Source organism: Mesorhizobium hunchu (genome assembly GCF_040081975.1).
In the GTDB taxonomy this organism is placed as follows: Bacteria; Pseudomonadota; Alphaproteobacteria; order Rhizobiales; family Rhizobiaceae; genus Mesorhizobium; species Mesorhizobium hunchu.
On record NZ_JBEBMG010000009.1, the window covers coordinates 105630 to 127228 of the forward strand.

Annotated in this window: 30 protein-coding genes; 15 read left to right on the forward strand and 15 right to left on the reverse strand. The window is 65.4% G+C overall.

From position 1 onward, the window contains the following. Positions 1-110 precede the first annotated feature (110 nt). Positions 111-731, forward strand: coding sequence for a DJ-1/PfpI family protein (locus tag ABMA46_RS16205; protein ID WP_349000873.1), 621 nt, complete (start codon positions 111-113; stop codon positions 729-731). A 36-nt stretch (positions 732-767) separates the two neighbouring features. On the opposite strand, the gene ABMA46_RS16210 is transcribed toward ABMA46_RS16205, so the two are convergent. Next, positions 768-977, reverse strand: a complete 210-nt coding sequence (locus ABMA46_RS16210; protein WP_349000874.1) for a hypothetical protein — start codon at positions 975-977, stop codon at positions 768-770. A 241-nt stretch (positions 978-1218) separates the two neighbouring features. Here ABMA46_RS16210 and grpE point away from each other — a divergent pair, with 241 nt between their 5' ends. Both grpE and ABMA46_RS16220 read left to right on the forward strand, forming a co-directional pair. Further along, positions 1219-1854 (forward strand): nucleotide exchange factor GrpE, encoded by a 636-nt coding sequence (gene grpE / locus ABMA46_RS16215; protein ID WP_349000875.1) that lies wholly within the window; start codon positions 1219-1221, stop codon positions 1852-1854. Positions 1855-2056: 202 nt separating this feature from the next. Further along, positions 2057-2689 carry a trimeric intracellular cation channel family protein gene (locus ABMA46_RS16220; protein ID WP_349000876.1) on the forward strand — a complete coding sequence of 211 codons (633 nt, stop codon included), beginning with the start codon at positions 2057-2059 and terminating at the stop codon, positions 2687-2689. A gap of 14 nt (positions 2690-2703) precedes the next feature. On the opposite strand, the gene ABMA46_RS16225 is transcribed toward ABMA46_RS16220, so the two are convergent. Beyond that, positions 2704-3243 (reverse strand): GNAT family N-acetyltransferase, encoded by a 540-nt coding sequence (locus tag ABMA46_RS16225; protein ID WP_349000878.1) that lies wholly within the window; start codon positions 3241-3243, stop codon positions 2704-2706. 155 nt (positions 3244-3398) lie between these two features. On the opposite strand from ABMA46_RS16225, the gene ABMA46_RS16230 reads away from it, so the two are divergent. Beyond that, positions 3399-3854: a DUF2214 family protein gene (locus tag ABMA46_RS16230; RefSeq protein WP_349000880.1), complete on the forward strand. Its 456-nt coding sequence runs from the start codon at positions 3399-3401 to the stop codon at positions 3852-3854. Here the strand turns inward: ABMA46_RS16230 and nth are convergent, their stop codons facing one another. Continuing rightward, positions 3855-4658 carry an endonuclease III gene (nth, locus tag ABMA46_RS16235; RefSeq protein WP_349000882.1) on the reverse strand — a complete coding sequence of 268 codons (804 nt, stop codon included), beginning with the start codon at positions 4656-4658 and terminating at the stop codon, positions 3855-3857. A 22-nt stretch (positions 4659-4680) separates the two neighbouring features. On the opposite strand from nth, the gene ABMA46_RS16240 reads away from it, so the two are divergent. Next, entirely contained in the window at positions 4681-5190 is a 510-nt protein-coding gene (locus ABMA46_RS16240) for a DUF2244 domain-containing protein (RefSeq protein ID WP_349000884.1), read from the forward strand. On the opposite strand, the gene ABMA46_RS16245 is transcribed toward ABMA46_RS16240, so the two are convergent. After that, entirely contained in the window at positions 5187-5678 is a 492-nt protein-coding gene (locus tag ABMA46_RS16245) for a hypothetical protein (protein WP_349000885.1), read from the reverse strand. The genes ABMA46_RS16240 and ABMA46_RS16245 overlap by 4 nt on opposite strands. Positions 5679-5812: 134 nt before the next feature. Between ABMA46_RS16245 and ABMA46_RS16250 the strand changes: the two genes are divergently transcribed. The 4 genes from ABMA46_RS16250 (at position 5813) to ABMA46_RS16265 (ending at position 9873) form a co-directional block, all read left to right on the forward strand. Continuing rightward, positions 5813-6709: a methylated-DNA--[protein]-cysteine S-methyltransferase gene (locus tag ABMA46_RS16250; protein ID WP_349000965.1), complete on the forward strand. Its 897-nt coding sequence runs from the start codon at positions 5813-5815 to the stop codon at positions 6707-6709. 91 nt (positions 6710-6800) lie between these two features. Beyond that, positions 6801-7706 carry a ribokinase gene (locus ABMA46_RS16255; protein WP_349000887.1) on the forward strand — a complete coding sequence of 302 codons (906 nt, stop codon included), beginning with the start codon at positions 6801-6803 and terminating at the stop codon, positions 7704-7706. A 1-nt stretch (position 7707) separates the two neighbouring features. After that, a complete protein-coding gene (locus ABMA46_RS16260) occupies positions 7708-9192 on the forward strand; it encodes an amidase (RefSeq protein WP_349000888.1) in 1485 nt (494 codons plus the stop codon). A gap of 66 nt (positions 9193-9258) precedes the next feature. Beyond that, positions 9259-9873 (forward strand): LysE family translocator, encoded by a 615-nt coding sequence (locus ABMA46_RS16265; protein WP_349000890.1) that lies wholly within the window; start codon positions 9259-9261, stop codon positions 9871-9873. A gap of 88 nt (positions 9874-9961) precedes the next feature. On the opposite strand, the gene ABMA46_RS16270 is transcribed toward ABMA46_RS16265, so the two are convergent. Together ABMA46_RS16270 and ABMA46_RS16275 are read right to left on the reverse strand one after the other, a co-directional pair. Next, complete coding sequence (locus tag ABMA46_RS16270; RefSeq protein WP_349000892.1) at positions 9962-10903, reverse strand: nucleoside hydrolase; 942 nt, start codon at positions 10901-10903, stop codon at positions 9962-9964. Beyond that, positions 10904-11077 (reverse strand): hypothetical protein, encoded by a 174-nt coding sequence (locus ABMA46_RS16275; RefSeq protein WP_349000894.1) that lies wholly within the window; start codon positions 11075-11077, stop codon positions 10904-10906. On the opposite strand from ABMA46_RS16275, the gene ABMA46_RS16280 reads away from it, so the two are divergent. Continuing rightward, a complete protein-coding gene (locus tag ABMA46_RS16280; RefSeq protein WP_349000895.1) occupies positions 11067-11492 on the forward strand; it encodes an Hsp20 family protein in 426 nt (141 codons plus the stop codon). The two genes, ABMA46_RS16275 and ABMA46_RS16280, sit on opposite strands and share 11 nt — an antisense overlap. Before the next feature lie 62 nt (positions 11493-11554). Beyond that, positions 11555-11812, forward strand: a complete 258-nt coding sequence (locus tag ABMA46_RS16285; protein ID WP_349000897.1) for a BQ00720 family protein — start codon at positions 11555-11557, stop codon at positions 11810-11812. Positions 11813-11890: 78 nt separating this feature from the next. Here ABMA46_RS16285 and ptsN read toward each other — a convergent pair whose 3' ends face one another. From ptsN to lptC, 6 genes are all read right to left on the reverse strand, one after another. After that, positions 11891-12355, reverse strand: a complete 465-nt coding sequence (gene ptsN, locus ABMA46_RS16290) for a PTS IIA-like nitrogen regulatory protein PtsN (protein ID WP_349000899.1) — start codon at positions 12353-12355, stop codon at positions 11891-11893. A gap of 54 nt (positions 12356-12409) precedes the next feature. Further along, positions 12410-12991: a ribosome hibernation-promoting factor, HPF/YfiA family gene (hpf, locus tag ABMA46_RS16295; protein WP_349000901.1), complete on the reverse strand. Its 582-nt coding sequence runs from the start codon at positions 12989-12991 to the stop codon at positions 12410-12412. A 274-nt stretch (positions 12992-13265) separates the two neighbouring features. Further along, positions 13266-14783, reverse strand: a complete 1518-nt coding sequence (gene rpoN / locus ABMA46_RS16300; RefSeq protein ID WP_349000903.1) for an RNA polymerase factor sigma-54 — start codon at positions 14781-14783, stop codon at positions 13266-13268. A gap of 172 nt (positions 14784-14955) precedes the next feature. Next, positions 14956-15756 (reverse strand): LPS export ABC transporter ATP-binding protein, encoded by an 801-nt coding sequence (lptB, locus tag ABMA46_RS16305; protein WP_349000904.1) that lies wholly within the window; start codon positions 15754-15756, stop codon positions 14956-14958. A 7-nt stretch (positions 15757-15763) separates the two neighbouring features. Continuing rightward, positions 15764-16351, reverse strand: a complete 588-nt coding sequence (locus tag ABMA46_RS16310) for an LptA/OstA family protein (RefSeq protein WP_349000905.1) — start codon at positions 16349-16351, stop codon at positions 15764-15766. Then, the gene (gene lptC, locus ABMA46_RS16315) at positions 16338-17054 is read right to left on the reverse strand and encodes an LPS export ABC transporter periplasmic protein LptC (RefSeq protein WP_349000907.1); all 717 of its coding nucleotides are present in this window, start codon (positions 17052-17054) and stop codon (positions 16338-16340) included. Before lptC ends, ABMA46_RS16310 begins: the two co-directional genes overlap by 14 nt. 228 nt (positions 17055-17282) lie before the next feature. Here lptC and sppA point away from each other — a divergent pair, with 228 nt between their 5' ends. The 4 genes from sppA (at position 17283) to lhpI (ending at position 19961) form a co-directional block, all read left to right on the forward strand. Further along, positions 17283-18239 (forward strand): signal peptide peptidase SppA, encoded by a 957-nt coding sequence (gene sppA, locus ABMA46_RS16320; protein ID WP_349000909.1) that lies wholly within the window; start codon positions 17283-17285, stop codon positions 18237-18239. Between the two features lie 72 nt (positions 18240-18311). Next, positions 18312-18602, forward strand: a complete 291-nt coding sequence (locus ABMA46_RS16325) for an integration host factor subunit beta (RefSeq protein ID WP_349000911.1) — start codon at positions 18312-18314, stop codon at positions 18600-18602. Between the two features lie 23 nt (positions 18603-18625). After that, complete coding sequence (locus ABMA46_RS16330; RefSeq protein ID WP_349000913.1) at positions 18626-18952, forward strand: DUF1049 domain-containing protein; 327 nt, start codon at positions 18626-18628, stop codon at positions 18950-18952. 34 nt (positions 18953-18986) lie between these two features. Further along, positions 18987-19961, forward strand: coding sequence for a bifunctional Delta(1)-pyrroline-2-carboxylate/Delta(1)-piperideine-2-carboxylate reductase (gene lhpI, locus ABMA46_RS16335; protein WP_349000915.1), 975 nt, complete (start codon positions 18987-18989; stop codon positions 19959-19961). On the opposite strand, the gene ABMA46_RS16340 is transcribed toward lhpI, so the two are convergent. The 3 genes from ABMA46_RS16340 to ABMA46_RS16350 all read right to left on the reverse strand — a co-directional run bounded on the left by ABMA46_RS16340 (position 19942) and on the right by ABMA46_RS16350 (position 21525). Continuing rightward, entirely contained in the window at positions 19942-20385 is a 444-nt protein-coding gene (locus ABMA46_RS16340) for an EVE domain-containing protein (protein WP_349000917.1), read from the reverse strand. The genes lhpI and ABMA46_RS16340 overlap by 20 nt on opposite strands. Beyond that, positions 20382-20768, reverse strand: coding sequence for a VOC family protein (locus ABMA46_RS16345; RefSeq protein WP_349000918.1), 387 nt, complete (start codon positions 20766-20768; stop codon positions 20382-20384). Before ABMA46_RS16345 ends, ABMA46_RS16340 begins: the two co-directional genes overlap by 4 nt. Before the next feature lie 67 nt (positions 20769-20835). After that, positions 20836-21525 (reverse strand): helix-turn-helix transcriptional regulator, encoded by a 690-nt coding sequence (locus ABMA46_RS16350; protein ID WP_349000920.1) that lies wholly within the window; start codon positions 21523-21525, stop codon positions 20836-20838. Positions 21526-21599 lie beyond the last annotated feature (74 nt).

Genomic DNA, 21599 nt, shown 5'->3' on the forward strand with positions numbered 1-21599 from the left:
GCCGGACATGACCTCTATGGCCCTCTAATCTGGTCAGGCCAATTTGACCGTTTCTTCCTCCCGAGTTACCATGCGGACTGAACTGACTGCTGTTTCCTTGGGAGGGGAAAATGCCCGGCAAGAAAATCCTCATGCTCGTTGGCGAGTTCAGCGAGGAATACGAGATATTCGTCTTCGACCAAGCCATGCACGCGGTCGGCCACAGCGTCCATGTCGTGTGCCCCGGCAAGCGGGCGGGCGAGATGATCAAGACCTCGCTGCACGACTTCGAAGGCCACCAGACCTACACGGAAAAGCTCGGCCACGATTACTATCTCAATAAGACATTCGCGGAGGTCCGCCCGGAGGACTATGACGCCGTCTACTGCGCCGGCGGTCGCGGGCCGGAATATATCCGCATCGACAAGGGCGTGCAGGCGATCGTGCGGCACTTCCATGAAACCGGCAAGCCGATCTTCACCATCTGCCACGGCGTGCAGATCCTGATCGCGGTGGATGGCGTCGTGCGCGGCCGCGAAGTTGCCGCCCTGCAGTATTGCGAACCTGAAGTGACGCTGGCGGGCGGCAAATACATCGACGTCGCGCCCGATGGCGCGCATGTCGACGGCAACCTCGTCTCGGCCAAGGGATGGCCGGGACTATCGGCCTTCATGCGCGAATGTCTGAAGGTGCTGGGCACCGAGGTTCGTCATGGCGAAGCGCTCATGCGCGACAGCAGGAAGGCGGCGTGACCGGCTGCTGAGTCGTACTGGCAGCGCCAGGCGCCTTCACCCTTCCTGCCAGTTCGGCCCTTTCCCGCTGGTTTTGCCTTCGGCGCGCTCGACCTGATCGAGCAGCGTCTTCAGGTGGCCGGGAATATCGTCGACCACCTTGAAGGCCGGAAGGGAGCGCGCGAAGCGTCTGACCGATCCGTCGCCGAACTGGCGGCGAATGTCGGCTGCGAGCCCTGTCTGCCTTTCTCCGGTGTTCCGGGTCATTTGTTTCAATCCCATTCGTCGGCTTCGAAACTCCCCCGATCGCCCAATGGTTCCCGCGTTGCACCATAGTGGCAAGCACAACCGGCGGTTACGGTAAAATTTGAATTAAAATCGAACAGATTCCGTCGGCCGGGCGTTATCCTGATTCAGGACAAGTTCCGGGCTTTGACCTTGATTTTTGCGCCCTGAACATCGATATCGGGCGCAAATCCAGAGCGACATGACGAAACGGAAAACCGCAATGAGCGATCAGGCAAAAGACCAACGCGCCCCCGACCTGGACGCGGCTCTCGACGACATCGCCGAAGCCGATGCCGTGCGCGCCGAAGGCGGCGTGGAAGGCGACTATGAGGCGCTGGTCAAGCTTCTGAAGGAAAACGAGGAATTGAAGGACCGGGCTCTGCGCGCTGCCGCGGAGATGGAGAACCTGCGTCGGCGCACCGCGCGCGACGTCCAGGATGCGCGGGCCTACGCGATCGCCAATTTCGCGCGTGACATGCTGTCGGTCTCCGACAATCTGCGCCGGGCCATCGACGCGATCCCGGAAGAGGCGAAGGCATCCGGCGATGCCGGTTTCAAGGCGCTGATCGAGGGCGTCGAGATCACCGAGCGCGCCATGCTGTCGGCGCTGGAGCGTCACGGCGTGAAAAAGCTGGAGCCGGAGGGCGAGAAATTCGACCCCAATTTCCATCAGGCGATGTTCGAGGTTCCCAATCCGGACGTTCCGGCCAATACGGTGCTGCAGGTGGTTCAGCCCGGCTATTCGATCGGCGAACGGGTCTTGCGGCCCGCCATGGTCGGCGTCTCCAAGGGTGGCCCGAAGCAGGCGCCGGCCGAGCCCGGCCCGGTGAACGAGCAGGCCGAGAAAGACGCGTGAGGGAATAGGGCAGTAGGGCAGTAGGGCAGTAGGGCAGTAGGATAGAGCTTCGGTACCGTTCCATCTCGGGCCGAAGGCTTATCGTCGCTTGACGAAAGCTGGCGAGCAGCATTTGTTCCCTACTGCCCTACTGCCCTACTGCCCTACTGCCCTACTGCCCTACTGCCCTACTGCCCTACTGCCCTCAACTCGCCGGCACCGCATGACCCTCGTCACTGTCCTTGATTATGCCGGCGTCGCCGTCTTTGCGGCGACCGGGGCATTGGCGGCATCGCGCAAGCAACTCGACATCATCGGCTTCCTGTTCCTGGCAGCCGCTACCGGTGTGGGCGGCGGCACGCTGCGCGACCTGATCCTCAACATTCCCGTCTTCTGGATCGGCAACCGCGACTATGTGCTGATCTGCGTGGCGGTCGCGATCATCGTGTTCTTCACCGCGCACCTCGTCGAATCGCGCTACAGGCTGCTGCTTTGGCTCGACGCTGTCGGGCTTGCCGCGTTTTGCGTGATGGGCGCGGACAAGGCGTCGACCATCACCGGTTCGCCCGTCGTCGCCATTGTCATGGGCACGCTGACTGCGACCTTCGGCGGCATCCTGCGCGACCTGCTGGCTGGCGAGCCGTCGGTGCTCTTGCGCCCCGAAATCTATGTCAGTGCCGCGCTTGCCGGCGCCTCGGTCTTCACCCTGGGCGACATGGCGGGACTGGCGCAGCCCGTGTCGGCGCTTGCAGGCTTTGCTGTCGCCTTCGCCGTGCGTGGCGGCGCGCTGAAATTCGGCTGGTCGATCCCCGCCTACAAGGCCCGTCCGGGGCGCAGGCCCGAAGACATCCCCTGAACGCGCGCAAGCTCTCAACCCTGTTGTCGTTCCAGCAGGATCACCGGTTGCTCATGGTAGGCGGTCCGGGCTGATTCCCGGTAGCCGAGCTTGGCCGCCATGTTGAGCGATGCTTCGTTGGCCGGATCGATGATGCACACGGTGCGCCGGCACTCGAGATTTTCGTCGCCCCAATCAAGCATCCGGCGCATGGTCTCGGTCGCCAGCCCTTGTCCGTGCATGTCGGAAGCCAGCGACCATCCCGCCTCCGGCACCCCTTCGATCGATGGCGTGATGTCGCGCTTGAGGTCATGGAAGCCGGCCTCGCCGATGAAGCGGCCTGTGGCCTTGTCCTCGATCGCCCAGAAACCGAAGCCGAGCATGGACCACATGCCGCCGTGACGCAGGAAGCGCTGCCAGCTTTCCTCGCGCGTCCGCGCCTTGCCGCCGATGAAGCGGTAGACGGCCGGGTCGGCGCCCATGGCGCAATAGGCCTCGAAGTCGTCCAGGCGGTGCGGCCGCAGGACGATGCGCCCGGTCTCCAGCACCGGCGCGGCAAGGAAGCGTTGGGTCATGGCTGGTCGTCCTATTGTGTGAGATCGCCTACCAGTTGCCGTGAACGCGGCAAGGGCCACGAGCCGGGAACGGCTGGCTTTCGTCCGGCATGATGATAGTTTCGCGCGCTCAAGCCCCCACGCACGCCGCTTTTGCGCCGAACGAAGGAAAGACGATGGACACCACCGACCTCGTGCTCGCCATCCTGCACCATCTTCTCGTGTTCTCGCTGGCCGGCATCATCGCCGCCGAATTCGTCCTGCTGCGCAACGAGCTTTCGCCGTCGACGCTGCGGCGGCTGGCGCGCATCGACCGCCACTACGGCATCGTTGCCATGCTTGTCGTCGCGGTCGGCGCGAGCCGTGTCTACTGGGGCCTGAAAGGCTGGGAGCTCTACGTCTATAACTGGGTGTTCTGGGCCAAGATGGCCGCTTTCGCCGGCGTCGGACTGCTCTCCATCGTGCCGACGGTCCGCTTCCTGTCATGGCATCGGCAGGCGAGCGCCGATCCGCACTGGCAGGTCCCGCAGGCCGAATACGCGTCGGTCAGGGCCTATGTGCGCTGGGAAGCGATCGTCTTCCTGCTCATTCTGGTGTTCGCGGCGGCGATGGCGCGCGGTTACGGCCTGTAGTCAGGAGATCGGCTCGACCGGCCCCAGCGGGGCGATCTCCGCCAAGGGCGCGGGGATGGCGGTGGTCTTGACGCTTGCCTTGCAGATGTCGGCGATGACGCAGATCGGGCAATCGGGCTTGCGCGCCTTGCAGACATAGCGGCCGTGCAGGATCAGCCAGTGATGGGCGTGGCGCATATAGTGGTCGGGAATGACCTCGACCAGCCGCCGCTCGACCTCCTCGGGCGTCTTGCCGGGAGCCAGGCCGATCCGGTTCGCGATGCGGAAGATATGGGTGTCGACCGCCATCGTGTGCTGGCCGAAGGCGATGTTGAGCACGACATTGGCGGTCTTGCGGCCGACGCCGGGCAGCTTCACCAACGCGTCGCGATCCGCCGGCACCTTGCCGTTGTGATCGCGGATCAGCGCCTGCGACAGCGCCACGACGTTCTTCGCCTTGCCGCGCCACAGGCCGATGGTGCGGATATGGTCGCCGACTTTCTCTTCTCCCAGCGCTGCCATCTTTTCGGGCGTATCGGCCGCCTTGAACAGCGCGCGCGTCGCCTTGTTGACGCCGGCGTCCGTCGCCTGCGCCGACAGCACCACCGCGACGAGCAGGGTGAAGGGATTGGTGTATTCGAGCTCGCCCCTGGGTTCCGGCCGCTGCACCGAGAAGCGGCGGAAGATCTCATGCACCTCGGCGGCGCTGTAGAGACAAAAAGACCGGGCCGAGCCCGATTTGCCCTTTGCGCCGGTTCCCCCATGACGGCCTGCGCCAGAGCGGGATTTCGACGCGGGACGATCTTTCGACTTGGGATTGGCCATCAGGCTCCTATAATATTACAGCATGAACGAGACAAATGGTCCTGTCCCTGAAAACGGGTTCGCGGCCGACGAGCCCTTCTTCAAGGCGCTGCTGACGCCGCACCGCTCGCTCGGGCGCGCCGGCTTCATGATTCTGATGGGCGCCCTCGTCTTCGGCTGGGCGGTGACAGGCATCTTCATGCTTTCCCACGGCGCCTGGCCGGTCTTCGGCTTTTTCGGACTGGATGTGGTCGCCCTCTACGTCGCTTTCCGGCTCAATTATCGTGCCGCGCGCGCCCGCGAGGAGGTGTCGGTGTCGCGCACCGCGCTCGATATTCTCAAAGTGGCGCCGTCGGGCAAGTCGGAGCAGCATCATTTCAATCCGTTCTGGTCGCGCTTTTCCGTGGCCCGCCATGCCGAGATCGGTATCACCGGCATGGAAGTCGAATCGCGGGGGCGCAACGTGGCGATCGGCTCGTTCCTCAATCCCGATGACCGCGAAAGCTTCGCCGACGCCTTTTCGCGGGCGCTGGCGCGGGCGAAAGCGCGCTAGGACATTCGGCGCTCCTTGATGCGCCAGCCGCCATTGTAGACCAGCCAGAAGGCGAGTCCGCCGCCTGCGCCGATCAGCGCCGGGACGATCGTGTCCAGCGCCAGTTGCCGGTAGCCGCAGGCAGTCGTCACGCCGTTCAGGACGCTCCGGCAGCCATTGGCCGACAGGCTGGCCGACGGATCGAGCAGGAGAAAATGCGCGAGCCACGGGAACGAGGCGCCGATCAGCGCGGCAGCGGCCATCGTCGCCCACGGCGAGACGATCCGCAGGCGCGTCAATGCCAGATAGGCCGGGATGCCGAAGACCAGCGCCAACACCAGCCCGACGCTGCTTGCGGAAACGAAGGCGATGAGCGCCATATGAAACGCCGCCTGCAAACCGCCCGCGTGGCCGCTCGCCGTTGCGAAGAGGACCGCAACGGCAATCGCGGCGGCGACGATCAGCGGCGCAAGCAAGAACGCGGCGACTGCGTGTCTGCGGTCGGTCATGGTCACCTTTCCGCTCGCCCCGCGTGCACTATGCGGGCGGACGGTCCGGCAAGGCAAGTTTCGGGTGGAGAGGCGATGGCAGGAGACCGATATTGCCACCCAAGGAGACCATTGCCATGACCGTCCATACGCTTATGAATGCACGCATGCCGCTGAAGCCCCAGCCTATCCTCGACAGGGACGTCACGCCCGAAGGCGACGACTACGAGGTGGTGCGCCGCGCCGTCGAGAAGATCAGCCTCGACTATCGCGATCAGCCCTCGCTGGAGGACCTGGCCGATGCTGTCGGCGAGACGCCGACTGGCCTGCAGAAACTCTTCACGCGCTGGGCCGGCCTGTCGCCGAAGGCTTTTTTGCAGGCGGTGACGCTGGACCATGCCCGCAAGCTGCTCGATTCTGGCCTTCCACTGCTCGAGACTTCGCTGGAACTCGGCATGTCCGGCCCTGGCCGGCTGCACGATCTGTTCGTCACTCATGAGGCGATGTCGCCGGGCGACTACAAGAGCCGCGGCGCGGGCCTGACCATCCGTTACGGCTATCACATCTCACCCTTCGGCATCGCGCTCGTCATGGTCACCGACCGGGGGCTGGCGGGGCTGGCATTCGCCGATGCCGGCGGGGAGCGCGCAGCCTTCGCCGACATGAGCAGCCGCTGGCCGAACGCCACCTATGTCGAGGACATGGCGGCGACCGCTCCCTACGCCGCCCGCGTCTTCGATCCGGCGAAATGGCGGGCCGACCAGCCGCTGCGCGTAGTGATGATCGGCAGCGATTTCCAGCTCCGCGTCTGGGAAGCCCTGCTGCATGTCCCGATGGGCCATGCCTGCACCTATTCCTCGATCGCGGAGCGCATCGGCCGACCGTCCGCCAGCCGCGCGGTGGGCGCCGCGGTCGGCGCCAACCCGCTCTCCTTCGTCGTCCCCTGTCACCGCGCGATCGGCAAATCGGGCGCTCTGACCGGCTATCACTGGGGACTGACCCGCAAGCGGGCGATCCTCGGCTGGGAGGCCGGGCAGACAGGAACGCATTGAACCATGCCGGCCGTCTGACCCGCACTGGCCCATTTCCATTCCCGTCGGCGCAAGCTACCTTCCCGGCGATTTCCGAGAGGGTCTGCGTTTCATGGTCATCGTCATAGGCTCGATCAATCTCGACCTGATCGCAACCGTCGATCGTCTGCCGGGTCCCGGCGAAACGGTGCCGGGCTCCGGCTTTTCCACTGCGCCCGGCGGCAAGGGCGCCAACCAGGCGCTGGCCGCCGCCCGTGCGGGCGCCAAGGTCAGGATGGTCGGCGCGGTCGGCAAGGACAACTTCGCCGGCGAGGCGCTCGAATGCCTCAAGGCGGCGATGATCGATCTCTCCGGTGTGGGCGAGACGCATGCCTCGACCGGCACGGCGCTGATTCTCGTAGGCGCCGACGGCGAGAACATGATCGCGGTGGTGCCGGGCGCGAACGCCTCCGTTCTGGAGGGCGATCTCGGCAAGGCTTTCCTGGCCAAAGGCGACGTTCTGCTGCTCCAGCACGAGATACCGCTGGCGACGGTGGCGGCTGCCCTCGACATGGCGCGCGCCGTCGGAACGGTCTCGGTGCTGAACACGGCGCCGTTCCGCGCCGAGTCGGCCGGCCTGCTGGCGAAGGCCGACGTGGTCGTCGCCAACGAGACGGAGTTCGATCTCTACAGCGAGGCGCTGTCCCTGCCGGGAGGCGACAGGGCCGCGCGCATGCGCGCATTCGTGGAAAGGAGCGGCCGCACCGTCATCGTCACACTGGGCGGCGAAGGCGCCATGGCTGCGAGCAGCGACGAGTTCCTGCAGGTTCCGTCGCTGGAGATCGTGCCGGTCGACACGGTCGGCGCAGGCGACACGTTCTGCGGCTATCTGGCTGCCGGCCTGGCTTCCGGGCGGCCGCTCGGGCAAGCGCTTGCCCGCGCCGCGGCGGCCGGAGCGCTGGCCTGCCTCAAACCGGGCGCCCAGCCCGCGATCCCGCTGGCGAAAGACGTCGATGCGGCTCTCGGGAAGGCAGCCTGACATGGGTGCCAATCGTCCCGAGACTCGCCACACCGTGCCGCTTGCCGGTGATATCTGCCGGCTCCCCGCCGTCGAACTGGTCGCCGGCATCAAGGCGCGCAGGCTTTCCGTCCGCGAGGTCGTGACGGCCTTTCTGGACCGGATCGAGGCCGTCAACGACAAGGTCAATGCCGTCGTGTCGCTGCGCGGGCGCGACGACATCCTGCGCGAAGCCGACGCCGCCGACGCGCTTCCTCCAGACGCCGCCGCGCGGGCCGGCGCGCTGTTCGGCCTGCCGGTGGCGATCAAGGACCTTGCCCAGACACGAGGACTGAAGACCACCCTCGGTTCGCCGATCTTCGCCGATTTCGTGCCGGACGAAGACGAATTCTTCGTCGCGCGCATGCGCGAGGCGGGCGCCATCGTCATCGGCAAGACCAACACGCCGGAATTCGGCCTCGGCTCCAACACCTACAACCCGGTCTTCGGCGTCACGCTCAATGCCTTCGATCCGCGCTGGATCGCCGGCGGATCGAGCGGCGGCGCGGCGGTGGCCCTGGCGCTCGACATGGTGCCGCTTGCCGACGGCAGCGATTTCGGCGGCTCGCTGCGCAATCCCGCCGCCTACAACAACGTCTACGGCTTCCGTCCGTCGCAGGGGCTCGTGCCGGCCGGGCCGATGCCGGAAGTCTTTCATGCCCAGATGGGCGTGGAAGGGCCGATGGCGCGCTGCGTCGCCGATCTCGCGCTGCTGCTCGACGTACAGGCCGGTTATGATCCGCGCGCGCCGCTCTCGGTTGAAAGCACCGGCGGCTTTCTCGATGGCCTCGCCGAGCAGGCGAAAGGCGGCCGGATCGGCTGGCTCGGCGATCTCGGCGGCGTCCTTCCGATGGAGGATGGCGTGCTTCGCCTGTGCGAAGAGGCGCTGAAGCGTTTTGCCGAGGCAGGTTTCGAAGCCGAGCCCTTGCTGCCGGATTTCGACTTCGAGGCGCTGTGGCAGGCCTTCGTCACGCTCAGGCAGGCGACCAGCGGCTGCGCCCTGAAAATGCTGGCGGACGATCCCGCCAAGCGGCCTTTGCTGAAACCGGAGGCCCTGTGGGAGGCCGAAGGCGCGGCCAGGCTGACGGCGCCGCAGATCCATGCGGCGTCCAGCGTCCGCACCGCCTGGCATCGGTCGTTCCTGTCGCTGTTCGAGCGTTTCGATTTCCTCGCGCTGCCCAGCGCGCAGGTCTTTCCTTTCGATGCCGGCGTGCATTGGCCGGATCGCGTGGGCGGACAGGCAATGGACAGCTATCACCGCTGGATACAGGTCTGCTCGCTGGCGACGTTGGCCTGCGCTCCCGCCGTCAACGTGCCGGCGGGCTTCAGTGTCGACGGCAAACCGATGGGCCTGCAATTGATCGGTCGGCCGCGCGGCGACATGGCGGTGCTGCGCGCCGCCGCCGCTTATGAGGCAGCGCTGCCGTGGCGTGCCGGTGCGGGGCGTGCCGGTGCGGGGCCAGTCTAACGCGCTTGCCGTAGTGTCCTGCGCGTGCATTGATGGCGTTGACCAACGGGTCGGCGAGGAGAAGATATGTCGCTTTCGGTCTATGCGGCCTATCTGGCCGCCTGCATCGTCATCATCCTGGTGCCCGGCCCCACGGTGACCCTGATCGTCGCCAATTCGATCCGTCACGGCACGCGCGCCGGGCTCGCCAACGTGGCTGGCACGCAGGCAGGCATCGCAATCATGATCGGCATCGTCGGCGTCGGGCTCACCTCGGCGATCGAGGCGATGGGCCACTGGTTCGAATGGGTGCGTCTGCTTGGCGCGGCCTATCTGATCTACATCGGCGTGCAGATGTGGCGCTCCAGGGGCGCGCTGAACGCCGACGGCACCGCGCGCAGACCGCGCGGCGGCTTCTTCCTGCAGGGCTTGATGGTGGCGCTGAGCAATCCCAAGACGCTGATCTTCTTCGGCGCCTTCATTCCGCAGTTCCTCGATCCCGCCAGCAACCACGCGCTGCAGATCGTCATCATGGGCAGCACCGCGCTTGTCTTAGCGGCCATGTCGGATTCGGCTTATGCGGTCGCCGCCGGCCGCGCCGGACGCATGCTCACCGCCGGCAGGATCAGGCTGTTGTCCCGGTTGAGCGGCAGCTTCTTGATCGGCGGCGGCGTCTGGCTGGCCTTTTCCAGGGCGAAGTGAGTTTCTTCGCTTGAGGAGAGTGGTCAGGGAAGGCGGCCGTGCCGCCGGAAATTCTCTGGGCTGACCGCCTTGGCTTGAGGGAGCGCGGCTACAGCCGTCCCAGCCGCTCCGTCAGCAGCGCGAAGAAACCGTCGGCGTCGATGTCGCGCATGACGAGCGCGTTTTTCGGCCGGTCGGTGACGCCCCACCAGTCGACCACCGTCATGCCCATCGTCAGTTCCGAGGCGATTTCGACGGCGACATTGCACTGGCGGCCGTTGAAAAGCTCCGGCCTGAGCAGGTAGGCGATGACGCAGGGGTCGTGCAGCGGCCCGCCGTCGGTGCCGTATTTCTCCTCGTCGAACCGTTCGAAGAAATCGAGCAGCGCCGCGGCGGCTTCGCCGACCTTGCTGCCGAGGGCGCGGAAGGCCTGGACGCGTTTCGCCGTCGTCAGCGCCTTGTGGGTGACGTCGAGCGGCATCACGACGATCGGAATGCCGGAATGGAACACCACGTCCGCGGCGTGCGGATCGACATAGATGTTGAACTCGGCCGTTGGCGTGACGTTGCCGCCCTCGAAGAAGCCGCCGCCCATCAGGACGATCTCGCGGATGCGAGGGGCGATGCGCGGCTCGCGGTTGAGGGCGAGCGCGATGTTGGTCAGCGGGCCGAGCGGGCAGAGCGTGATCGAGCCGCTTTCCTCGTTCATCACGGTCTCGACGATGAAGTCGACGGCATGCTGCTCTTGAAGCGGCATCGTCGGCTCGGGCAGCGAAGGGCCGTCCAGCCCGGTCTTGCCGTGAACGTGCTCGGCCGTCACCGGGCGACGCACCAGCGGCCGGACCGCGCCGGGATAGACCTTGATGTCGGGCCGTCCGGCCAGTTCGCAGATCTTGCGGGCGTTCTTCTCGGTGAGGCCGAGCGGCACGTTGCCGGCGACGGCCGTGATGCCGACGATTTCGAGCTCGGGACTGCCGAGCGCGAGCAATATGGCGACGGCGTCGTCCTGGCCCGGGTCCGTGTCGATGATGATCCTGCGGGGGATGGGCATTCACATTTCCTTGTTCTGGCAGTCTTTTTGGGGCGAGGCGCTCGGGCGGAAGGCAAACGATTGAGGCTTGAACTCGTCCGCGCGACGGACCATATCAACACCAACGGGAAAAATGCCAGTCGGGTTTTTCCGGTTGATGTCGCTCTCAAGAGGACGCAGCAACATGTCACGCATGACGCCGTTTTCCAGCCCGCTTCTGCTGGGTTTCGACACGATGGAGAAGACGCTGGAGCGTCTGGCCAAGTCCGGCGACGGCTACCCCCCTTACAATATCGAGCGTCTGCCCGGAACCGAGGGCAGCGCCGAGCGGTTGAGGATAACCCTCGCCATGGCGGGGTTCGCCGAATCGGACCTGGAGATCACCACCGAAGAGAACCAGTTGGTGGTCCGTGGCCGGCAGAACGACGATACGGAGCGCGAATACCTGCATCGCGGCATCGCGGCGCGGCAGTTCCAGCGCTGTTTCGTCCTGGCAGACGGGATGCGCGTGATCGGAGCGGAGCTGAAGAACGGGCTCCTCTCGGTGGATCTTGACCGCCCGGAGGCCGAACGGCTGGTACGGAAAATAAACATATCGGTGAAAGACTGAGTCTTGCCGATGGCTCTCATGCGGAACTGCTCTTTCGGGGGCTCCGCTGAAAGGAGGCTGAAATGACCAGAATTGAAAACGACCAGATCATGACCAGCGGCGAGCTCGCCCATCTCGGCGAAGGCTCGGTCGCATATGTCAGGAAGGTTTCGAGCGACGATTTACGCGGCCGCTTCCCCGGCTTGTCGGAAATCACGCCCGGCCTGGAACTGTGGGCGCTGTTCGGCGCCAATGGCGAGCCGATCCTGCTCTCCGACGCGCGCGACCGCGCGCTGGCCGGCGCGATGGAGAACGATCTCGTCACCGTCGCCCTGCACTGAGGGCGACGCCGGAGTCTGAAACGAAACGGGCCGCCTCGCGGGCGGCCCTGTCGACAATCATCACGAAAAAGAGCGTTGTCACGCCGCGTGCGAAGCCGGCGTCTGCGACAGCAGCGCATGGATGGCCGTCGCGTCGCGGGCGCCTCTGACCTTGGCGACCGTGTCCGCGTCGCGCAGCACGCGCGCGATACGCGACAGCGCCTTGAGGTGATCCGCTCCGGCTCCCTCCGGAGCCAGCAGAAGAAAGACGAGATCGACCGGCTGGTCGTCGAGCGCCTCGAAATCCACGGGGGTCTCGAGCCTGGCGAAAACGCCGGTGATATGCTTCGCCCCCGCAAGCTTGCCGTGTGGAATGGCAATGCCGTTGCCCACGCCCGTCGATCCCAGCCGTTCGCGCTGAAGAATGGTGTCGAACACTTCCCGCTCGGGAATGCCGGAAATGGCTGCGGCGCGCTCCGCGAGCAATTGAAGCAGCTGTTTCTTTGAGTTGGCCTTCAACGCCGGCATGATCGCCGGAACGTCGATCAGATCGCTCAAATCCATTTGAAAATCCCTTTTTTCGCCTGCCGTCGCCGAACGAGTGGCGGTGGCCGGCTCTCAGCCCTGGGCGACCTTGCTGGTCGAGGGGTCTATCCAGCCGATATTGCCGTCCGGACGTCGATAGACGATGTTCAGGTGCTCGTTCCCCGCATTGCGGAAAACCAGCACGGGGCTGTCCTTGGTATCCAGCTCGATGACCGCGGAAGCGACCGACATCGTCCTCAGTGCCACTGTCGATTCAGCCACGATGGCGGGAGCGTAGTTCTGGGGAACGTCTTCCTCGTCGTCTGCGAGCGGCTCCATGACCGCATAGGCGATGTCGAGGACCTCGCCGTTGCCGGCGGTGCCATGCGATTTCATGCGCCGGTTGTAGCGCCTCAGCCGGGTTTCCAGGCGGTCGGCGGCGGTTTCGAAGGCCTGCGTCGGATCCTGTGCGTCTCCGGTAGCCTGCAGGGATGTGCCGGAATCCAGACGGACCATGCAGTCGGCCGTGTAGCGCGATCCCGATTTGATGAGGGTGACATGTCCCGAAAAGCCGCGATCGAAATATTTTCCGACTGCGTCGCCGATCCGCTCATCGATGCGGACGCGAAAGGCGTCGCCCACATCCATGTGCTTTCCCGATATGCGCAGAGTCATTCGAAACTGACCTTTCCTGCCCAGGCTTCACACTGCCGGGAGTTTATACTCGTGGCCCGCCCGCACAAGCCGCGGGGCGGTTTTCGCGCCGATTTTTACGTTCAAGATTCCCGACTGTCCGTTCAATGTCCGCCACTTCCGTCTCCTTCCGCAAGCGGCCGACAATCGGACGGATCGTGCGTAGCGGGCATCGGCCCGTCTCATGCGGGCGGGCTTCTACCCACTTCCCCCCGGCTTGTCAACGAAACGCGGCGGTTGTGGAAAGAATGGGGAATCACGCGTCGGCGGCATGTGCGCGCGCGCGTTTCTCGCGTCGCCGCTGCACGGAAGAGGGAATATTCATGGCTTCGCGGTACTTGGCCACCGTGCGGCGGGCGATATCAACCCCGCTTGCCTTGAGCAGATCGACGATGGCGTCGTCCGAGAGGATGTCCTGCGGCTTTTCCTCGTCGACCAATTGCCGGATGCGGTCGCGCACGGCTTCCGCCGAATGGGCTTCGCCGCCTTCGGCAGAAGCGATGGCGGCGGTGAAGAAATAGCGCAGTTCAAAGACGCCGCGCGGGGTCAGCATGTATTTGTTGGCGGTGACCCGGCTCACCGTCGATTCATGCATGCCGATCGCATCGGCTACCGTGCGCAGGTTCAGCGGCTTCAGATGGCGCACGCCGTGGACAAGGAAGGCGTCCTGCTGGCGCACGATCTCGGACGCGACTTTGAGGATGGTCCTGGCGCGCTGGTCGAGGCTGCGGGTCAGCCAGTTGGCATTCTGCAGGCATTCGGACAGGAAGTCCCTCTCGGCCTGGTCTTTCGCATGGCCCGATACCTGGGCGTAGTAGATATGATCGACCAGCACGCGCGGCAGCGTGTCGGAATTGAGTTCCACCGCCCAGGTGCCGTCGCTGGCGGGCCGCACCTCCACATCCGCGACGATCGCGTCGCTGACGCCGCCGGAAAAAGCGGTTCCGGGGCGCGGGTCGAGCGCGCGTATCTCGCCCATCATGTCGAGGAGGTCCTCCTCGTCCACGCCGCAAAGCCGCTTGAGGGTCGCGAAATCGCGACGCGCCAGAAGGGCGAGATTGGCGAGCAGCGCCCGCATGGCCGGATCGAGCCGGTCGCGCGCCGCCAGTTGCAGGGAAAGGCATTCGGCAAGGTCTCTAGCGAATATGCCGACGGGATCGAAGGTCTGGCATTTCGCCAGGACGGCCTCGACCGTGGCCGCATCGGCGCCGAGCCGTTCGGCGACCTCCGCAGCCTCCATGCGCAGATACCCTGCCTCGTCCAGCCCGTCGGTCAGTTCGGCAGCGATCAGCCGCGCCGCGGGATCGGCGAAGGTCAGCGCGATCTGCTCGCCGACATGGTCGCGCAGCGTCTCTCGGGCAGCGGCCATGTCTTCCATATCGAAGCTATCGGATCCGCCCATGCCGCTGCCGGAAGCCGATTTCCACTGTGCCGACAGGTCGGGGCCGAGCCTGTCCGACCGGCCCGGGTCGTCCGGGAACAGGTTTTCCAGCGAGGAATCGAGCTTGTCCGAGATCGCTTCTGCGCTCCAGGCGTGCGACTGGTCGTTCCAGTCTTCATCAGTGGTGGTCGCATCGGACTTGCGGGCCAGGTCGCTGGCTGCGTCCTCCTGCGGATCGGCGCGCTCGAGCAGGGGATTGCGCTCGATCTCCTCGTCGATGAAGTGCTCCAGCTCGGCATGGGTGAACTGCAGCAGCCTGATCGACTGCATCAGTTGCGGCGTCATCACCAGCGACTGGGATTGCCTGAGCTGCAGTTTGGCGGAAAGCGCCATACTCTGTCCGGTAGCCTCGTTTGCCGAAGAATGCGCCAGCATGAAACTGGCCCGTCTTTTGCTTGTCAAGGCGACGCATAGCGCGGCGACGTTAGCGTCCGGTTATCGGCGGCGCCGATGCCGGCCTTGAAGTCGAGTCCGGGCTGAGGCGCGCCGCTGCAAGCGGATGCGGCTAGAGGGTGAAGCCTTCGCCGAGATAGAGCCGGCGTACGTCCGCATTGGCGACGACTTCCTCGGCCCGGCCGTGGGTCAGCACCTCGCCGGCATGGATGATATAGGCGCGGTCGATGAGGCCCAGCGTCTCGCGCACATTGTGATCGGTGATCAGCACACCGATGCCGCGCGCCGTCAGGTGGCGCACCAGTTGCTGGATGTCGGCGACCGCGATCGGGTCGATGCCGGCGAAAGGCTCGTCCAGCAGCATGTAGGCCGGCTTGCTGGCGAGCGCCCGGGCGATCTCCAGGCGGCGGCGCTCGCCGCCCGACAGCGACATGGACGGCGCCTTGCGCAGATGGCTGATATGAAACTCGTCAAGCAGGGAATCGAGGCTCTTCTCGCGCTCCTTGCGGCTTTTTTCCACCACTTCGAGCACTGCGCGGATGTTCTGTTCCACGCTCAGGCCCCGGAAAATGGATGCTTCCTGCGGCAGGTAGCCGATGCCGAGGCGCGCGCGCCGGTACATCGGCATGGAGGTGACGTCGTAGCCGTCGATCTCGATCGCGCCCTGATCGACGGGAACCAGCCCCGTCACCATGTAGAAGCAGGTCGTCTTGCCGGCGCCGTTCGGCCCGAGCAGGCCGACGGCCTCGCCCGAGCGCACGCCGAGCGAGACGCCGTTGACCACGGTGCGGCCCTTGTAGCTCTTGGTCAGGCCACGGGCGATCAGCGTGCCCTTGAGCTTGCCGGCGCGATCTCCGGTAAGAGCAGCCGGTGCCGCCGGCTTGTCGGCGGTTCGTTTCAGGAACTGCAGCATGCCGGGTTCAGGGTTTCTTTTTCTGCGAATCCGGGGTCAGCGACATCTGAACCCGTCCGCCACAGCCTTCGACCTGCCCCAACCCCGTCTTCATCTGCACCGTCAGCTTGCAGCCGACCAGCACGTTCGGCCCCTGCGTCAGCACGACCTTGTCGCCCGACAGCACCAGGACCTCGGTCTTCATGTCGAACGTGCCCTTGTCGCCGGTCGCGACCTGATCGTCGGACTTGATATAGACCTTGTCGTTGACCTCTATGTGATCGATGTCGGACGAGCCGGTCATGGCCGAGGTCGGTGATGCGTCCGCGCCATCGGCCTTTTCCTTCTTGACGTAGTAGACCTTCATCGTGCCTGCCTTGAGCAGCGTGGGGCCCTGCACGACGCTGACATTGCCGGTGAAGATCGCGACATTCTGGTCCTGATGGACCTCGAGCTTGTCGCTTTCGATCTGGATGGGCTTGTCGCTGGACAGCTTCAGGCCGGTCGCGCTGGCGCCGCCCGATTGCGCCGCGGCGGGCGCGGCGGCGAGAAGAAACGCGCCGCAAGCGGCGGCTGCAAGCTGTTTCCAGTTACTGGGCTGCCTACTGGGCTGCATGGGCCGCTCCGTTCGCGTTGTCGGCCGTCTTCAGACTGGCCGGATCGATGTTCACCCGCACGCGCTTCTCGAATATGAGCGTCTTGCCGTTGTTCTCGACGTTCATCGTGTCGGAGGCGATGCGCGACCCGTCGCGGGTGATCTCGACCGGGTCATCCGTCTTCATAATGCCTTTGCCCATGTCGAGGAAGGCCGATTTGAATTTGGCCACCATGCCGTCGGAGGTGGTGACGGTAACGTCCTGCGAAAGCTCGAGCGTGTTGCTGTCGCGATTGTAGAGCCCGCGCGCGGCCTCGACCTTGGCGCTCAGATCGGCGTTCAGGGGCAGCGTGGCGTCGATGCCTTCCAGTTCGATCAGGCCCTGTTTCGTTATGTCCTGCACCGCGCGCTTGGCGATCATGGAGTAGGGCAGGTTCTGCTTGGTGAGGCCCTGCAGCTTGGGGTTGGCCATCACCAGCTTGCCGTCGGTGAGAGCGGAACTGTCGGCATTGACGGCGATCGACACGGGCGCCATCAGGTAGGAATAGAGCGGAAAGGCGACGGCGATCAGCGCCGCGGCGAGGGGCAGCGCGAATTTCAGCAGACGCACGCGCCGCGAATGACGCTGCGCGTTACCGAAGGCGCGCGCGCGCGAAGGCGAAACGTCCGCCTTCGCGGCGGCCGTTTCGTCCGATGCAGTGGGATCTGTCGCTGGCGCGAGCATTGCGGATGGCGAACCCTTTGGCTGATCCTGGCCTATAAGTCGTAACGATCCTGTGCTCAAGCAAGCACAAACCGGTTAAAACCGCAAAAATGTGTCTCAACGTTGTTGCGGCGCACAACCTTATGTTTCCGATGGAAACAACATCGTGTGACGGCGCACGGGGCCGAAAGCGGTGGAAGTGGCCGCACCCTTGCTTTAAGAACGAGGCCAGCACACGGAACCGGGACGATGATTTCCAGAGCCGACGACCTGATCGACCGCCGCCGGCTGCGGCGCAAGCTGACCTTCTGGCGCGTCGCGGCCATCGCCGTCATCGCGCTCGCCCTGGTGGCGATTTCGGCCTGGCTCTACGGCGATGAATTCGGCGGCGCGGCCGTCGATCACATCGCCAAGGTCCGCATCGACGGCACGATCACCGAGGACGACGAGCTGATCGAGCGGCTCGAGAAGATCCGCAAGTCGCCGCGCGTCAAGGGCGTCATCCTCGCCGTCGATTCGCCCGGCGGCACGACGGCCGGCGGCGAGGCGACCTTCGACGAGGTGCGCAAGCTGGCCGGCGATAAGCCGGTTGTCGCCCAGGTGGGCACACTGGCCGCTTCGGCGGGTTACATGATCGCCAGCGCCGCCGATCATATCGTGGCGCGCAAGTCCTCCATCGTCGGCTCGATCGGCGTGCTGATCCAGTATCCCGACGTGACCGGCCTGATGGACAAGATCGGCGTCAAGCTGGAAGAGGTGAAGTCCGCGCCGCTGAAGGCCGAGCCGTCGCCGTTCAACCCGACGACGGACGAGGAACGCGCCATGGTGCGCAAGCTCATCATGGACAGCTACGACTGGTTCGTCGGCATCGTCGCCGATCGGCGTGCGATGACGAAGCCCCAGGTTCTGGCCCTGGCGGACGGCTCGATCTTCACCGGCCGGCAGGCCGTCACGAATGGCCTGATCGACGAGGTCGGCGGTGAGGACGAGGCGGTCGCATGGCTCGGCACGAAGGGCGTGGACACCAAGCTGAAGGTCGTGGAATGGAAGGACACCGGCGGACACGGCGGCTGGCTGTTCTCGAAAGCCCTGGTACGCACCGCCAGCCGACTGCTCGGATTGCCTGAGAACAGCGGCGACGTTCTCGACCGGCTTGGCGCGGACCGCTTGTTCCTTGACGGTCTCGTCTCGGTCTGGCACCCTTGAACCCCGCTGCCTCCCATGCGAAAAAGCAAATAAAATCATTCTTATAATTCGAGTTTTTCGGGGACACTCCGCATGATCAAGTCCGAGCTTGTGCAAATCATCGCCGCGCGCAACCCGCATCTGTTTTTGCGCGATGTCGAGAACATCGTCGGCGCCATCTTCGACGAAATCACCGACGCTCTCGCCGAGGGAAATCGCGTCGAATTGCGCGGATTCGGCGCTTTTTCGGTGAAGAACCGGCCGGCGCGCGTGGGCCGCAATCCCCGCACGGGCGAGTCCGTCGAGGTCGAGGAAAAGTGGGTGCCGTTCTTCAAGACCGGCAAGGAATTGCGGGAAAGGCTGAACGGGGGCAAAAGCGCCTGATCCCGAACTTCGAAGGCGACGTCATGTTCAACCGTTTCGTTCTCATCGTTGTCTTCGTGCCGCTGGCCGTCATCCTGATCGCGCTGGCGGTGGCGAACCGCGAGATGGTGGCGTTCACCGTCGATCCGTTCAATCCGGGCAATCCTTCGCTCACCGTCAGCCTGCCCTTCTTCATCTTCCTGTTCGTGGCGCTGGCGATCGGCATGGTCGTCGGAGCGGTCGTGACCTGGATTCGTCAGGGCCGCTACCGCAAGCTCGCGCGGCAGCGCCGCATCGAGGCCGAAGGATTGCGGCAGGCCGCGGCGACGCGCGTGCCGCAGGGACCGGCGCTGCCCGGACCGTCAAGCTGAGAGCCGCCCTGCAAGGCGGCAGGAAAGGTTTCCCATGCTTCATCTATCGGCCGACGACGTCGACCGCGCACTGACCTTTTCCGGACTGGTCGAAACGCTCCGCGCCGCCTTTCGCGACGGGGCTGTGCAGCCGGTTCGGCATCATCATGGGGTGGAGAAGCCCGACGGTGCCGCCTCGACCCTACTTCTGATGCCCGCCTGGACGGACTTCAACGCGGCCGGCACCTCGAAGGACGGGCACATCGGCGTCAAGATCGTCACCGTCTCGCCGGACAACAACGCCATTGGCAAGCCGGCGGTGATGGGCCTCTATCTGCTTCTCGACGGACGCACGGGCGAGCCGCAGGCGCTGATCGACGGCCAGCGGCTGACGCAATGGCGCACCGCCTGCGCCTCCGCGCTCGCCGCTTCTTATCTGGCGCGCGCGGATGCCGAACGGCTGCTGGTGATCGGCGCCGGCGCGCTCTCGCCCTTTCTTGCCCAGGCGCACGCCGCGGTGCGCCCCCTGAAGACGATCCGGATCTGGAACCGCACGCCCGCCAACGCCGAGAAGGTGGTCGCCGACCTGGTCGCGAAGGGGCTGCCCGCCGAGGCCGCACAAGATCTCGACGCCGAACTCGCCGAGGCGGATATCGTCTCGTCGGCCACCATCTCGACGACGCCGCTGGTGAAGGGCGCGCGGCTGAAGCCCGGCGCCCATGTCGATCTGGTGGGCGGCTTCACGCCGGACATGCGCGAGGCCGACGACGAGGCGATCAGTCGTGCGCGCGTCTATGTCGACACCCGCGCCGGCGCGACCAAGGAAGCCGGCGATATCGTCCAGCCGCTCGCTTCGGGCGTTCTGAAGCCGGAAGCGATCGTGGCCGATCTCGCCGAACTGACGCGCGGCGAGAAAAAGGGCCGTGAAAGCGCCGACGAGATCACCCTGTTCAAATCCGTCGGCGCGGCCCTCGAAGACCTGGCAGCCGGCATCGCGGTCTACCGTTCGCTCAGGCAGCATCGCCTCTAGGCGTCGTGTCCGTCCCCATCGCCTCCGCGATCAGGCGAAGATCGTGCGCGCTGAGCGGCAATAGCCCGAAACGAAGCTGATAGCCCCAGTTTGCGCGGCCGGCCGTTAGGTCTAGCCGGTCGAGAAGCGGTGCGATCGCCACTTCCCTGCTGTCCGACCAATCGACGTCGCGCCGGAACGGCGTGAAGCCGCCACCCATCTCGCCCTGGTACGGTTCGCCGGCACGGACGACGCCGATGGCGGTGAAGGACTGCAGCCCGTCCTTCTTTCCGATCACGGTGCTGGGCGAATAGTAGACGACGAAGTCGCCCGGCTTGATGCGCCTGAGCGGCGCGGCCTTGCCGTGATTGACCTGCATGAAGCCGCCCTGCCGGCCTCGCCGCACATGCTCGGCCGACGCGACGGCGAGCCACCGAGCGGTCATGCCGGCCGCGCCTGCGAGTCGTTCGGCCAGTAGACGCGCAGGCGATGCCCGTCCGGGTCCAGCGCGACGAAGGTGCGTCCGAAATCCACGTTGGCGGGCGCCTGCGCGATCGGCAGGCCGCGCGCCGCCCACGCCGCATGGATCGCGTCGACGGCCTCAGGCGCGTCCAGCGCGAACACGATCTCCGCGCCGCCGCCCTTGTCCGTCGCGGCGGGTTCTACCGCCTGTCGCAGCCACAGGCCGAGCCTGAAACCCTTGTCGAGCGCGAAGAGAACGAAGCCCGGCGAGGCCTCGACGGGCTCGCGGCCGAGCAGGGCGGTGTAGAACGCCGCGCTTTCGAGCGGCTTGTCGACATAGAGGATAACGAAATTCGGTGTGTGCATGGATGTGGTCTCCGGTTGCGATACGGGGACCATAGAACCGGCTGCTGTCAGATTCTGGCAGCATTCGCTAGGCAGGGGAGGGAATATCCATGTTCCGCCGCCAATCCTTCAGCAAAGCCTGACGGCGGCGCGGATAACGCGACTCCGTCAGCACCATCGCAGAGATGCGGTCGGCGCGAAAGTGGCGGAAATCCTTGCGCGTTTCGCACCAGGCCGCCAGCACCCGCGTCTTGTCGAAGAAGCCGAGCGCGAAGGGCCAGACGAGGCGCCGCGACACCGCCCCGTTGGCGTCCGTGTAGTCAAAGCCGAGCTTGCGTTCGTGCCGGATCGCCTCGCGCACGACGCCGAGGTCGATCGCTTCGGCCTGGACGAGGCGCGGTCCGGCCAGCAGCGACGTAGCGTCGAGCATCTCGCGCAAATCCTGCGGCAGCACCGCCGCGACCTTGGCCAAAAGGTCGATCGCCGCCTCGGCCAGCCGCCGGTCGGGCTGCTTGGCGACCCAGCGCGCGCCGAGCACCAGCGCCTCGATCTGCTCGTCGTCGAGCATCAGCGGCGGCAGGAAGAAGCCAGGCTTGAGCATATAGCCCACGCCGGCTTCCCCTTCGATCGGCGCACCTTGGCCCTGCAGGGTGGCGATGTCGCGGTAGAGCGTGCGGATCGAAACGCCGAGTTCCCCTGCCAGCGCGCGACCGCTCACCGGGCGGCGGTGCCGGCGCAGCGTCTGGACGAGATCGAGCAGGCGTTCGGAACGGGACATGGCGTTGCTGTCAAGAGCGTTGCCGGGGAGGATAGGCGCTGACATGGCTTCGGGAAAGCGCGTCCTGTCCAGAG